Source organism: Butyrivibrio hungatei (assembly GCF_001858005.1).
GTDB lineage: Bacteria > Bacillota > Clostridia > Lachnospirales > Lachnospiraceae > Butyrivibrio > Butyrivibrio hungatei.
Genome location: NZ_CP017831.1, coordinates 2,954,827 through 2,968,876, shown reverse-complemented (window position 1 = coordinate 2,968,876; position 14,050 = coordinate 2,954,827). Strand labels below are relative to the sequence as shown.

General features: G+C 41.4%; 13 protein-coding genes. 10 read left to right on the top strand and 3 right to left on the bottom strand.

The window, feature by feature from the left end; translation table 11 throughout:
- Position 1 precedes the first annotated feature (1 nt).
- The gene (locus bhn_RS13760; protein ID WP_071177227.1) at positions 2 to 745 is read right to left on the bottom strand and encodes a lysophospholipid acyltransferase family protein; all 744 of its coding nucleotides are present in this window, start codon (positions 743 to 745) and stop codon (positions 2 to 4) included.
- 156 nt (positions 746 to 901) lie between these two features.
- Here bhn_RS13760 and bhn_RS13755 point away from each other — a divergent pair, with 156 nt between their 5' ends.
- The 3 genes from bhn_RS13755 to bhn_RS13745 are packed head-to-tail and all read left to right on the top strand — an operon-like array spanning position 902 to position 3,932.
- Complete coding sequence (locus bhn_RS13755) at positions 902 to 2,191, top strand: dihydroorotase (RefSeq protein WP_071177226.1); 1,290 nt, start codon at positions 902 to 904, stop codon at positions 2,189 to 2,191.
- 19 nt (positions 2,192 to 2,210) lie between these two features.
- Positions 2,211 to 3,011: a dihydroorotate dehydrogenase electron transfer subunit gene (locus tag bhn_RS13750; protein WP_071177225.1), complete on the top strand. Its 801-nt coding sequence runs from the start codon at positions 2,211 to 2,213 to the stop codon at positions 3,009 to 3,011.
- Positions 3,012 to 3,026: 15 nt separating this feature from the next.
- On the top strand, positions 3,027 to 3,932 hold the full coding sequence (locus bhn_RS13745; protein ID WP_071177224.1) for a dihydroorotate dehydrogenase: 906 nt from the start codon (positions 3,027 to 3,029) through the stop codon (positions 3,930 to 3,932).
- A 75-nt stretch (positions 3,933 to 4,007) separates the two neighbouring features.
- Here the strand turns inward: bhn_RS13745 and bhn_RS13740 are convergent, their stop codons facing one another.
- Positions 4,008 to 4,631: a hypothetical protein gene (locus bhn_RS13740; RefSeq protein WP_071177223.1), complete on the bottom strand. Its 624-nt coding sequence runs from the start codon at positions 4,629 to 4,631 to the stop codon at positions 4,008 to 4,010.
- 173 nt (positions 4,632 to 4,804) lie between these two features.
- Here bhn_RS13740 and ispE point away from each other — a divergent pair, with 173 nt between their 5' ends.
- Both ispE and bhn_RS13730 read left to right on the top strand, forming a co-directional pair.
- On the top strand, positions 4,805 to 5,674 hold the full coding sequence (gene ispE, locus bhn_RS13735; RefSeq protein WP_071177222.1) for a 4-(cytidine 5'-diphospho)-2-C-methyl-D-erythritol kinase: 870 nt from the start codon (positions 4,805 to 4,807) through the stop codon (positions 5,672 to 5,674).
- Positions 5,675 to 5,686: 12 nt separating this feature from the next.
- Positions 5,687 to 6,139: a DUF1934 domain-containing protein gene (locus tag bhn_RS13730; RefSeq protein ID WP_071177221.1), complete on the top strand. Its 453-nt coding sequence runs from the start codon at positions 5,687 to 5,689 to the stop codon at positions 6,137 to 6,139.
- 27 nt (positions 6,140 to 6,166) lie between these two features.
- Here bhn_RS13730 and bhn_RS13725 read toward each other — a convergent pair whose 3' ends face one another.
- On the bottom strand, positions 6,167 to 6,640 hold the full coding sequence (locus bhn_RS13725; RefSeq protein ID WP_071177220.1) for a hypothetical protein: 474 nt from the start codon (positions 6,638 to 6,640) through the stop codon (positions 6,167 to 6,169).
- 173 nt (positions 6,641 to 6,813) lie between these two features.
- Here bhn_RS13725 and tig point away from each other — a divergent pair, with 173 nt between their 5' ends.
- The 5 genes from tig (at position 6,814) to bhn_RS13700 (ending at position 14,044) form a co-directional block, all read left to right on the top strand.
- Positions 6,814 to 8,040: a trigger factor gene (gene tig, locus bhn_RS13720; protein WP_071177219.1), complete on the top strand. Its 1,227-nt coding sequence runs from the start codon at positions 6,814 to 6,816 to the stop codon at positions 8,038 to 8,040.
- Positions 8,041 to 8,065: 25 nt separating this feature from the next.
- Positions 8,066 to 9,457 carry an asparagine--tRNA ligase gene (gene asnS, locus bhn_RS13715; RefSeq protein WP_071177218.1) on the top strand — a complete coding sequence of 464 codons (1,392 nt, stop codon included), beginning with the start codon at positions 8,066 to 8,068 and terminating at the stop codon, positions 9,455 to 9,457.
- A gap of 51 nt (positions 9,458 to 9,508) precedes the next feature.
- Positions 9,509 to 10,819 (top strand): C40 family peptidase, encoded by a 1,311-nt coding sequence (locus bhn_RS13710; RefSeq protein WP_071177217.1) that lies wholly within the window; start codon positions 9,509 to 9,511, stop codon positions 10,817 to 10,819.
- 149 nt (positions 10,820 to 10,968) lie between these two features.
- Positions 10,969 to 12,519 (top strand): glutamine-hydrolyzing GMP synthase, encoded by a 1,551-nt coding sequence (gene guaA / locus bhn_RS13705; RefSeq protein WP_071177216.1) that lies wholly within the window; start codon positions 10,969 to 10,971, stop codon positions 12,517 to 12,519.
- Between the two features lie 571 nt (positions 12,520 to 13,090).
- A complete protein-coding gene (locus tag bhn_RS13700; protein ID WP_148661958.1) occupies positions 13,091 to 14,044 on the top strand; it encodes a hypothetical protein in 954 nt (317 codons plus the stop codon).
- Positions 14,045 to 14,050 lie beyond the last annotated feature (6 nt).

Here is a 14,050-nt window from a genome sequence, read left to right as displayed (position 1 = left end):
TTCAGTTTTCTGAATAGAGTTTTTCGTTCTTGAGATATGTTTCAAGCATGATGTTCTTGACGTAGTTGTCGATGTTTTTCTGATCCTCTTTTGACAACTCACTTGGAATGATAGGCTTGCAATACTCAACGGTTACCTTGGCACTCTTAATAAATGGTTTGTGCTTTTCAAGGATATCTTCTGAGTGGTTGATAACTACTGGAACGATAGGACATCCGGACTTCTGAGCAATCTTGAAACTTCCTTTGTGGAACTCGCCCATAGGTTCATCTGTCTTGATTCTGGTTCCTTCTGGGTAGATGAAGATTGAAATGCCATTCTTTACTTTATCGATGGCAGTAAGAACCATTTCAAGGCCCTTGCGGATATCCTTTCTATCAAGGAAAAGACAATCCATGAAGATCATCCAGATATTTAAAAGAGGAACCTTAAGGACTTCTTTTTTAGAAATAAATCCTGTAGGATTTGGAACTCTTGGATAGCAGATAACGATATCAAAGATACTTCTGTGGTTACCGACATAGAGAACCGCCTGATCTTTTGGAACATTCTCTTCGCCGATGACAGTTCTTTTGACACCGCTAATAAAGTTAACTACGTTAAACGCCCAGCTTACGATGGCAAGAGAAGCCTTTTTGAGGAACATAGGATTGAATTTACCAATGATAAAAAGAACAAGCTGGATAGGTAAGCTTACTATTAAGAAAATAGCTACAAATAAAACAGCTAAGATTGTACGGATCATGAATAACGCCTCTTTTCTATATGTTTCTTTACTACGTGTCTATTTTCTCATGAGTTAAAGAAAAATGGAATAGAGTTTTCTCTTTTAAGGGATTATATAGTATTATATAGCTAATGCAAATTTGAAACGCACATGCAGAGCATGTTGGAGGGATATATGCTGATCATAAAGAATGGTTACATGGTAGATCCTGCTTCTGGAACTGAAGGAATCAGGGATATCGTCATAGATGGAGACAAGATACTTAAGATCTGCAAAGAAGGAAGTGACTTTGTTGCGGAACTTTTGAAGGATTCTTCTAACAAGGTGATTGATGCTACTGGCAAAACTGTAGCACCTGGGCTTGTGGATGGCCACGTGCATTTTAGAGATCCAGGTTTTACCTACAAGGAAGACATTGAATCTGGCTCAAAGGCTGCGGCAAGAGGCGGATTTACAAGCGTCATCATGATGGGCAACACAGAGCCTCACATGGACAACGTGGAGACTATCAGGGATGCCCTTGCAAGGGGCACTAAGACTGGTCTTAGAGTATATACCTGCGCCAATGTTACAAGAGATATGCTGGGAAAAGAGCTGTGCGCCATGAAGGAACTTATTGATGCTGGAGCAGTTCTTTTTACAGATGATGGAAAGCCTATAACTGACGCAGATCTTATGGAGAGAGCCTGCGTAGAGGCAGCAAAACTTGGAAAAGTAATAAGCCTTCATGAAGAAAATCCAGAATTTATAACAGATAACGGAATCAACGCCGGAGAAGTTGCTGAGAAACTTGGACTTAAGGGCTCTCCAAGGCAGGCAGAAGTTTCTATGGTTGAAAGAGACATAGATATAGCAGAGAAAACCGGGGCACACATCGTTGTTCAGCATATCAGTGCTGCTGAATCAGTTGATCTTATCAGAAATGCTAGGAAGAGAGGCGTGAAGGTTAGCGCAGAAGCTACTCCTCATCACTTTACTCTTACTGAAAAAGCGGTTCTTAAATATGGTTCCCTTGCCAAGATGAACCCACCACTTAGATTAGAAAGCGACAGAAAGGCCATCATTGAAGGACTTAAGGACGGAAGCATCGGAATAATTGCTACAGACCATGCTCCTCATGCAAGAGAAGAAAAGCAAAAAGAACTAAGGCTTGCTCCAAGTGGAATAACAGGTCTTGAGACATCACTTGCACTTGGAATCAGAGAGCTTGTAAATACAGGATATATGACGCTTATGGAACTTATTGATCGTATGACAATAGGACCAGCAAGGGTTTATGGAATAGATGCTGGATATATTATAGAAGGCGGCATGGCTGACCTTGTTATATTTGATCCAAATGCAGAGTGGAACTTTGTTCAGAGTAATTCCAAGTCTTCTAACACGCCATTTTTGGGTGAGAGACTTCCAGGCAAGATCTACGATACTATCTGCAAAGGTCAGATAGTATATGAAGATAGATAAACAATAAGGAGATTATCTCATGGCTGAGAAAATGAAAAAAGAAGCCAAGGTTTTGAGCCAGAAAATGCTTTCAGAGGGCATTTTTGATATGTGGCTTGAAACTGAAATGGCCAAAGATGTAAGACCAGGACAGTTTGTAGGAGTTTATCCGGAGAATAGATCAACTCTTTTACCAAGACCTATCAGTATCTGCGAAGTGGATAAGGTCAGATCAGCGATAAGGCTTGTGTACAGAGTCGTAGGAAGTGGTACAACAGAGTTTTCTAAGGCTTCAGAAGGGGATAGCCTTATGATCCTTGGACCTCTTGGTAACGGTTTCCCAATCCATGAGGCAGCAGGGAAAAGAGCTGTTGTAATAGGCGGCGGAATCGGTGTTCCTCCACTTCTTGAAACTGCAAAGAGAATGTCTGAGCGTAGTGACGCAGAGGCACCTTCTAAGATAAGCGCAGTAATGGGATATAGAAACAGTGATACATTCCTTAGTGATGAGTTTTCCAGGTATGCGGAAATGCACATTGCATCTGAGGACGGAAGCGTTGGAACAAAGGGCAATGTCATTGATGCTATGAAGAATGACAACGTTGAGTGTGATGTTATCTTTGCTTGCGGACCAATGCCAATGCTCAAGGGAATCAAGGCATATGCAGAATCTATCGGGGCAAAAGCATATCTTTCTCTTGAAGAGAGGATGGCCTGCGGCGTAGGAGCATGTCTTGGTTGTGTCTGCAAGACCAAGGAAGTTGATGAACATTCTCATGTTCACAATGCAAGGATCTGTACAGACGGACCAGTTTTTGATGCCGATACTTTGGACTTATGATTGAGGAGAAATGAGATGAATACAGCAGTTGAGATAGCAGGTGTTAAATTCAAAAATCCAGTTATGACAGCATCAGGAACCTTTGGCTCTGGTATGGAATATGTGGATTTTGTTGATCTAAATAAGCTTGGGGCAGTGGTGACTAAGGGCGTTGCCAATGTGCCATGGCCAGGAAACCCAGTCCCACGTGTAGCTGAAGTATATGGAGGCATGTTAAATGCCATCGGGCTTCAGAATCCTGGAATTGATGTCTTTATAGAAAGAGACCTGAAGTTCCTTGAGCAGTACGACACAGAGGTTATTGTAAATGTCTGCGGCAAGTCGGTTGAAGATTACCTTGAAGTAGTTGAGAGACTTTCTGATGAAAAGAAGGTATCAATGCTTGAGATAAATGTGTCTTGTCCTAACGTAAAAGAGGGCGCTATTGCTTTTGGACAGAACAAGGATGCCCTTTTTGATATCACAAAGAGAATAAAAGAGAAGAGCAAAAAGCCTATCATTATGAAGCTCAGCCCAAATGTAACAAGCATTTCTGAGATGGCTAAGGCAGCAGAGGCAGCAGGCGCTGATGCAATCTCTCTTATCAACACTATTACTGGTATGAAGATTGATATTTATAAGAGAAAGTTTGCTCTTGCCAATAGAACTGGCGGACTTTCTGGTCCAGCCATCAAGCCTGTAGCAGTTAGAATGGTATATGAGGCAGCACACGCTGTTAATATTCCTATTATTGGAATGGGTGGAATAGCAAATGCTGAAGATGCCATCGAATTCATCATGGCAGGAGCTACAGCTATTGCCGTTGGAGCCATGAACTTCCATGATCCATATACTACTGAAAAGGTTGTAACTGGAATCGAAGATTATATGAAAAAATATGGCGTAGAAGATATAAACGACATAAGAGGTATTGTAGAATAATACCTTTATACACCGGAAAGGACCGTCGCTTTTTATTCAAAAGCGGCGGTCCTTCTGTTACTAGCAACCACTATGTTACTGTTCTGTGCTAACTCCTGTAAGCTCGTCAAAGCCTTTCATAACTGCTGCATAGGTCTGTTTGGAGATTTCTGGAAGCTCGCCGCCCCATGTTTTCTCTGCCTGTGCATAGCCTTTTTCGAAGGCTGCTCGCATTTTCTCGAGCTTATCTGGGTTATCACCTGCAAGGGTCTTGGCAAAATCAAGGATTCTTTCGGAGGTCTTTTTGACGCCCCAATAGCCATCCTCAGCAATGTCAGCCTCTGCCTGAGCCTTTGTCGCTGCATCAACAGTGAAATCACCTTTTGCAAGGAATTTCCAGATAGAATCCTCGTCATTGTCACTGTTTGCAATGCCGTATGTCTTGGCCTGCTTGCCCATCATCTTTCGAACAATGTCCAAAAGTTGCTGCTGGCGAGTAGCCACATCAGCCTGCATCTGCTTGATGATCTGGGTTCTGTCGTTCTGTGAAGTCTTGGCAGTTTCCTGCTTTTCATCAGACTTTTCATAAACTGCAGCGGCTTCAGCTTTTACCTTTACTTCTTCGTCTTTCTTTTTCTCTTCTACAGAATTAGGATTAACGTTTGAAGCATAGGCAGTTGCGATGTTGTTAGTAACCTCGGTAACTCCGTTTACGCCCATATAGAACTCCTTTTCTGCGACGGTACTAAAATCGCGCTGAAACGAAACTATAGTTTACCTAATCTTTCTATCGGCTAAATTAAAAAAAACTTTAGCTTTTTTTTGCATTTTTTTTCTTGAGTTTGTATAGTAAGAATGAGAAGATTGAGAAAAGTAGAAGTGGAGCGGTTTTCATGAAACAAAGTAGAAAAGCATACGGAAAAATAAACCTTGGACTGGATGTAACTGGCAAAAGAGCTGATGGCTACCACATTGTGCGAATGATAATGCAGAATGTTGATATATATGACACCCTGACTTTTGAAGATAATGAGACAGGCGAAATCGTTTTAACAGCATCATCAGAGTCTATTCCAACAGATGATTCTAATCTCATCTGTAAGGTGGCTAAACAGTTAAAAGAGAAATTTAATGTGGATAAAGGTATCAAGATCCACTTAGAAAAGAGAATCCCAGTAGCAGCTGGAATGGCAGGCGGTAGTACAGATGGCGCTGCAGCTTATCTTGCACTTAATGATATCTGGGGACTTGGACAGTCCAAAGAAGAGCTGTGTAAGCTTGCAGTAAGCCTTGGAGCAGATATTTCTTACTGCATCATGGGTGGCACAATGGTTGCAGAGGGTATTGGCGAAGAACTTACAGCTATAGCTGATATGCCAGAGTGTTTGATCGTGGTAGCTAAGCCTGCAATCGGAGTTTCAACGGGATGGGTATACACAGAACTTGATAGTAAGCCTATTGAGAAGCACCCAGACATCGATGGCATTAGAAGTGCTATAGAAAATGGAGACCTTAAGGGAATGTGCGCCCTTATTGATAACGTTTTGGAGCATGTTACAGCATCTAAGTATGAGGAAATCGGTAAGATTGAAAAGTTACTTGAAGATAATGGCGCTATCAGGGCGTTTATGACAGGTAGTGGCCCAACAGTATTTGGTATCTTTGATGATGAGAATAAGGCGAGAGAAGCTTATAAAGCTGTAGAAGAAAGCGGATTGGCGCCAGAATTATTTTTAACAAAGCCTATTAACCCCAATAGGTGAGGTGGTGATATTATGAAGAAAAATGTAGATGTAAGTGTTACTGGTATCCACGTAAGGGCTGGGGAGCCCGCAGAAAAGATAATTACTAATTCCAAGGGATGCTACGAATTTTTGGAGGATGGTACAAGGATCCTTGAATATGACGAGGAACAGCAGGCTGGATCTGAGAGTGTTCATATCCACAATACAGTCACTATAGCTCAGGATGAGAACAGTATGGAAATCATAAGGGGCGGAGATATGAACTCCAAGCTTGCCTTCGGAAAAGAGCTAAAGTACGACACGGAATATGTAACTCCTTACGGAACAATGCAGATGAAGGTCAATACTACAAAGTTTGACTTTACTAAGATAAGACAGGAAGATGAGATGAAACTCATGGCTGAATATGAACTGGAGATGGATGGACAGGTTCTTTCAGCATCAATGATAATAATCGAAATAAAAAATTCGGAGCCGGCTTGAAGCTGACTCCGAATTATTTTTACTATGTTATTTAACCATCTTAGCTCCGGCTTTTTCCTGAGCCTTAGCAACGAGATTCTTGAAGAATCCTTTCTTCTGTTCAGGTGCCTGAACTTTTCCGTGAAGACCTTTAACTTCTGTTACGTAGATACCACTAACTGAAGCCTTAACTTCTTTTTTAACAGGTACCTGATCATAAATCTTTTCATCACAGATGAGACTCATAACTCTGTTACCAACTCTAACCTTAAGGATTGGAAGTTTGGATCTTCTAAGAAGCTTAGGTGTCTGTTCGATAACTGACTGAGGAAGACCTGATTCATTAAGCTTCATTCTCTTCTTGTCAATGATAAGCATTGTAAGAGTCTGCTTCATTGCATCAAGCTGAACCTGCTGCTCTTCCTGCTTTTTCTGTGCTTTTTTACCAACTATGATAAGTGCAACGATAGCTGCTACTAAAATAACTGCAATAACGATTGCAACGATTGCTCCTGTACTCAAAACCTGTTCCTCCGAATTTCTTTTCCATTTGATTATGAACAGAGTTTATTTTAGCATTCTTTGGTCTACAAGGCAAATAAATACTTTAATCTAATGGTAGAGTGTGGTAGTATAAAAAATATTGTTTTTACTAATAATATGTAAATAAAAATAGATTATTGAGGAGAACTATTATGAGAAATAAAATAGCTTTTTTATTGGCGGGAGTACTCATGGCAACTGCTCTTACAGCATGTAATGGTCAGAGCACAGAAGCTACATCAGATGCATCTACAGGTGCATCAGCAGATGATGCAGCTGCCACAAGTTCATCAGATGGTGCGCAGACACAGACTATTTCTGCACTTCAGAATCTTGAGAACCTTGAGACAATGGCTCTTGCAGAGATCAATCCAGAAGAGTTCGTTACTCTTGGTGAGTATAAGGGTGTCACAGTTGAACTTGCTGCTCCAAATGTAACAGACGAGCAGGTTGAGGAGCAGATCAATTCTATCTTTACAAATAATCCACCAATGACTGAAGTTACAGACAGAGCAGTTCAGGATGGAGATACAGTTAATATTGATTATGTTGGTAAGTATGCTGATTCAGGAGAGGCATTTGATGGCGGTACAGCTCAGGGTGCTGATCTTGTTATTGGTTCTAACACATACATCGAAGGCTTTGAGTCAGGTCTTGTAGGTGTTAACGTTGGTGATACAGTAGACCTTAACCTTACATTCCCTGAGAATTACGGGGCTGAGAACCTTGCAGGCAAAGATGTAGTTTTCACAGTTACAGTTAACAGCATCAAGGTGGCTTCAGATGAGATGACAGATGAGTGGGCAGCAGGCCTTGGAGCAGAGGGCGTTACAACACTTGAAGAGCTTAAAACATATGTCAAGAATGGTATGATAACTGATGCACAAAACAAGTATGATTCAGATCTTGAAGAGGCTGTTCTTGAAAAGGTAACAGAAGCTTGCGAGTTTAAAGAGGTTCCACAGAATCTTTATAACAGATATCTCATTCAGCAGAATGAGTCACTTGAGTACTATGCAAGCATGTATTCAATGTACATGGGACAGCAGCTTACAGCTAGTGACATTGTTACAATGATGATCCAGCAGGAAGGTTCGACAGATACTCCTGATGATTATCTTAAGGCAATGGTTACAGAAGCTACTCAGCAGTTCATTATGTTTGCAGCAATTGCCAAGAATGAAGGAATTGAAGTTACAGAAGAAGATATTGATGCATACCTTAAGGATGCATATGATAATGCTTCAACTACAGCATATAGCACATATGAGGAGTTCAAGGCTACAGTAGATCCTGAAGTTTATAGAGAAGGTCTTCTTGCCGATAAGGTTATGGCTTACCTCGTTGAAAATGCAAACGTTGTAGAGCCAGCAGAATAAATAAAATTTGATCAGGGAGGTCGCCATGGATTTAGTAGATATCAGAGCACTATTCGAAGAACAGGAAAAATACGCAGGCCAGAAGGTAACTGTAGGCGGATGGATCAGAAGCATTCGTGATTCAAAAGCAATCGGATTCATCGTTTTAAATGATGGTACATATTTCAAGCCTTTACAGATTGTATATTCTGATGCCCTTTCAAATTTTGCAGAGATCAGTAAATTAAACGTTGGCGCAGCTGTTATCGCAACAGGAACTATCGTTGCTACACCAGGTGCTAAGCAGCCATTTGAGATGCAGGCTGAGACAGTAGAGATTGAAGGCCAGTCAACAGCTGATTATCCTCTTCAGAAAAAGAGACATACACTTGAGTTCCTTAGAACAATCCCTCATCTTCGTGCTAGAACAAACACATTTGAGGCTGTATTCAAGGTTAGAAGTGTAGCAGCATATGCTATTCATTCTTTCTTCCAGGAGAGAAATTTCGTATATGTTCACACACCACTTATTACAGGTAGTGACTGTGAAGGTGCCGGCGAGATGTTCCAGGTTACAACAATGGACCTCAACAATGTTCCTAAGACTGAGGACGGAGCGGTTGATTACTCCAAGGATTTCTTTGGAAAGCCAGTTAACCTTACAGTAAGTGGACAGCTTAACGTAGAGACTTATGCATTCGCATTCAAGAATGTTTACACATTTGGACCTACATTCCGTGCTGAGAACTCAAACACAACAAGACATGCAGCTGAGTTCTGGATGATCGAGCCTGAGATGTGCTTTGCAGATCTTAAGGACGATTGTGACACAGCAGAAGCAATGCTCAAGTATGTTATCAGCTATGTATTAGAGCACTGCCCAGAAGAGATGGCATTCTTTAACGAGTTCATCGATAAGGGACTTATCGACAGACTTAACAACGTTGTTAACAACGAATTTGGTCGTATTTCTTATACAGAGGCTATTGAGCTTCTTGAAAAGCACAATGACAAGTTTGATTACAAGGTATCATGGGGATGTGATCTCCAGACAGAGCATGAGAGATTCCTTACAGAGGAGATCTTCAAGAAGCCTGTATTTGTAACTGATTATCCAAAGGAGATCAAGGCATTCTACATGAAGCTTAATCCAGATGGAAAGACAGTTGCAGCAGCAGATTGTCTTGTACCTGGCATTGGAGAGATCATTGGCGGTAGCCAGAGAGAAGATGACCTTGCAATCCTTGAGAAGCGTATGGATGAGCTTGGAATGAAGAAGGACGAGTATCAGTTCTATCTTGATCTTCGTAAATATGGAAGTGTACGTCACGCAGGATTTGGTCTTGGATTTGAGCGTTGCGTAATGTACCTTACAGGTATGGCTAACATCAGAGACGTTGAGTCATTCCCTAGAACAGTCGGAAATTGTGAGCTTTAATGCACGCATGTGATATACTTAGACTATAGAGATTAGACAAGGGGGATGCGTATGAAAAAAAGAAGTCTTTTTAATATGATAGCTATTTCCCTTGTTATGAGTTTACTGGTGGCAGACCCTGTATGGGCTACCACCAGTACTGATTTACAGGAAAAACAAGAGAAGCTTGAAAACGAGCAAAAAGAGCTGGAGAATAAAAAGAAAGCTCTTGAAAACCAGAAGAAAGACAGTCAGAACAAGCTTAACAATGCAAACAGCCAGATAAATGATTATTCAGAAGCTCAGGGAGAGACTAAGGAAGCAATTGATGAAACCAATGCTGAGATCGTAGGTCTCATGACTGATATTGAACTTATCAAAGAAGACATAGCAGCCAAGCAGGAGCAGATAGAGATAACTCAGGCAGAATATGATGAAGCCAAGAAACAGGAAGAGACATTGTACGAAGCAATGACTCAGAGAATCAAGTTCATGTATGAAAAGGGAAACCTATCGTATGTGCAGATTCTTTTAACTGCTACAAGTTATGCAGATGCTCTCAATAAAGTTCAGTATGTAGAAGAGCTTTATGAATATGACAGACAGAAGCTCTCTGAATATGTAGCTGCCAAGGAAGCTGCTGAAGCCTATGGCAAGCAGCTTGAAGAAGAAAAGGCAGAGCTTGAAACTTCAGAGATGGAGCTGGAAGAAGAACAGGCATACATGGAAGAAGTGCTTGCAGAGTACAAGGCAACTTACGCTGATTATGAAGTTAAGATTGCCAAGGCAAAGCAGGACGCAGCTGTGTATACAGCCCAGGTTAAGAGCCAGCAGTCCAGTATCGCAAGTCTTCAAAAGCAGATAGAGCAAAAGCAAAAAGAAGTTGCCGAGACCAAGAAAGCCAAGGAAGATGCATATCAGGCTGAACAGGCGGCAAATAATGATTCGGATTCAGATTCAGGATCAAGTTATTCCCAGTCGTCATCTGGTTCAGGTGGTGCATCTGGAGGTTCCGGATATGTTGCTCCTACGGGAAGCGCAACGGGATCTAATATAGCAAATTACGCATGCAAGTTTGTAGGTAATCCTTATGTTCCGGGTGGAACAAGCCTTACAGATGGAGCTGACTGCTCCGGCTTTGTAATGGCAGTCTACAAGGCTTATGGAATTTCAGTTCCAAGAACTTCGTGGGCACAGGGCTCTTACGGCAGAGAGGTATCCTACGCGGATGCTCAGCCGGGAGATGTTATCTACTACGGCGGACATGTTGGAATATATATAGGTGGTGGACAGATCGTTCATGCTAGTACCCAGAAAACAGGTATCAAGTATAGTCCCGCTACATACAGATCCATCATTTCCGTAAGAAGATATATTAACTAGAACAAGAAATTCACTTTTTTATGGAATATTCATGTTGTTAATATCCAGCATGCTAGTGTATAATCATACCCGATTGATGGATTTTAACATCACTCGGGTATTTTCTTTGTTTGAGGATACCCAACAATATAGATTTGGTAGGAGGAAGCATGGCTGCAGAAGAGAAAGTTATAGTCATTGACTTTGGCGGACAGTACAACCAGCTGGTTGCAAGGCGCGTCAGAGAGTGTAACGTTTACTGCGAGATCTATTCATATCGTACTCCGATTGAGCAGATCAAGGAAATGTCCCCTAAGGGAATCATTTTGACTGGTGGACCTAACTCATGTTACGAGGAAGGTGCTCCAACATATACCAAAGAGCTTTTTGAACTTGGAATTCCAGTTTTAGGTCTTTGCTACGGAGCGCAGCTTATGATGCACGTTCTGGGTGGTAAGGTCGAGAAGGCTCCAGTCAGAGAGTATGGTAAGACAGAGACATTTATTGATGGCTCTAAGGATGCTCTTTTTGCAGGCGTTGAAGATAAGACCATCGTTTGGATGAGTCACTTCGATTACATCAGCAAGGTGGCTCCTGGATTTGAGATCATTGCTCACACAGCAGATTGCCCAGTTGCTGCAGCGGCTTGTGAAGACAAAAAGCTCTATGCTATTCAGTTCCATCCAGAGGTTCTTCACACAGTTAAGGGTAAAGATATCCTTCATAACTTCGTTAGAAATATCTGCGCTACTTCTGGTTCATGGCGCATGGATTCCTTCGTTGAAAATACGATCAAGGAGATTCGCGAGAAAGTTGGAGATGGCAAGGTTTTGCTTGCTCTTTCTGGCGGTGTTGATTCATCAGTTCTTGCGGCACTTCTTGCTAAGGCAATTGGTAAGCAGCTTACCTGCGTATTCGTGGATCATGGTCTTCTTCGTAAGAACGAGGGCGATGAGGTCGAGAGCGTATTTGGACCAAATGGTAATTTCGATATCAATTTTGTTCGCGTTAATGCAGCCGAAAGGTACTATGCTAAGCTTAAGGGCGTAGAAGAGCCTGAGAGAAAGCGTAAAATTATCGGTGAAGAGTTCATTCGTGTGTTTGAGGAAGAGGCTAAGAAGATTGGAAAAGTTGACTTCCTTGCACAGGGAACTATCTATCCTGACGTTGTTGAGTCAGGACTTGGCGGAGAGTCAGTTGTTATCAAGTCTCACCACAATGTTGGCGGACTTCCTGACTATGTTGATTTCAAAGAGATCATTGAGCCTCTTCGTTCACTTTTTAAGGATGAAGTTAGAAAGGCTGGACTTGAACTTGGACTTCCTGAGTACCTGGTATTCCGTCAGCCATTCCCTGGACCTGGTCTTGGCATCCGTATCATCGGTGAAGTAAATGCAGAGAAGGTTCGCATTGTTCAGGATGCAGACTTTATCTATAGAGAAGAGCTTGCGGCAGCAGGACTCAAGAAATTACCTGATCAGTATTTTGCAGCTCTTTCAAACATGAGATCAGTTGGTGTTATGGGCGATGAGCGTACATACGACTATGCGATCGTACTCCGCGCTGTTGAAACTATAGACTTCATGACAGCTGAGGCTTCTGAGATTCCTTTCGAAGTCCTTCAGAAAGTTATGAGCCGTATCATCAACGAGGTAAAGGGCGTTAACCGCGTAATGTACGACCTCACAAGTAAGCCACCAGGAACTGTAGAGTTGGAATAATACCGGGTGGTTTGCAAGTGATAAAATTGTAAGAAAAATTTAGGGTTTGCTATAGCGTTAGTGTAAATCCTTAGTATCAGTTGATGTATCTTATTTAGTAGAATTCTTCGATGCCCCCAGTCGCGGGGCATCGAAATCTTTCTTTTTTCAAATTCCGATGTCTATTTTGAAGGTAGATGACACCTCTGGACATCAAAATTCCCATTTTTTTACTATTCCGCTGTTTGAAATCAGGCTCATGGTCCGCTTGAGACAGCGGAAAATAGAAAAGCAAGAATCCCGCTGTTTGAAATTAAGCTCGTGGCAGGCTTTAGACAGCGGAAAATAGAAAAGCAAGAATCTCGCTGTTTGAAATCAGGCTCATGGTCCGCTTGAGACAGCGGAAAATAGAAAAGCAAGAATCTCGCTGTTTGAAATCAGGCTCATGGTCCGCTTGAGACAGCGAAAAAATGAACAGCGAGAATCTCGCTGTTTGAAACTAATCTTGCAACTGGTTTATGACAACGGAATAACAAATAATGGTAATCTCGCTGTTTGAAAAGAAGAAATAGCATGAATTCAAGCGGCGAAAATGATAATAAACAATAAATCGCTGTTTAATCGAGAGGAAAGTAGAAAAGGAATAACTAATATGAAAAAACAAAACAATTTATTAGAAAATCAAGCTTTAATAACAAAAACACCGGCAACTAAAGTATCTGCGCCAAAAGGAGTAATGATGAGCTACACAAACCTATATTCTGAAGCAAGGCAGAGATATAGCGAGCTCTTATCAATCAAGAATTCCAAAGAAGCTGCGTTGGAGAAGGCACCGCCCGGGAAAATTCATGTAAGCAAGACTTCGCATGGTGTGCAATATTATTTACGAAATGAAAGTACAGACAAATCCGGAAAGTATATTCATAAATCCGAAAAATCTTTGATCAAAAAATATCTTCAGAAATCCTATGATGAAAAGATTTTAAGGCTTGTGACAGTGGAAAGTGAAAGCCTTAAGAAGCTTCTTTTCAAAACAGAAAATGTAATAACTGCAGTTCAAAACGTATATTCAGATAGCCCTGCGGAAGTAAAGGAATTAATAATCCCCATAGATGTTTCGGATGAAGACTATGCGCAAAAATGGCTGAATATACCGTATGAAGGCAAAGTTATACCTGATCTTCTTCCTTTCTTTGAAACTAAACGAAAAGAAAGAGTTCGTTCAAAATCCGAGCTTAATATAGCAAATGCATTGGCAGACAAGGGAATTCCGTATAAATACGAATGTCCCCTTCAGCTGAGCAATGGCGCGATTATTTATCCGGATTTTACTGTATTGGATGTAAAAAGAAGAAGAGTCATGTACTGGGAACATCGGGGGATGATGGACGATAAAGAGTATGCGAAGAATTCTGTTCAGCGGTTAAAAACCATGATGGGTGAGGGGATATTTGTTGGGAAAAAACTGATCATTACTGAGGAAACTTCGACCAGCCCTTTAGGGACAAATGAGATAAATGCCATTATAAAGAAATTCTTTTCTTAAGCATTA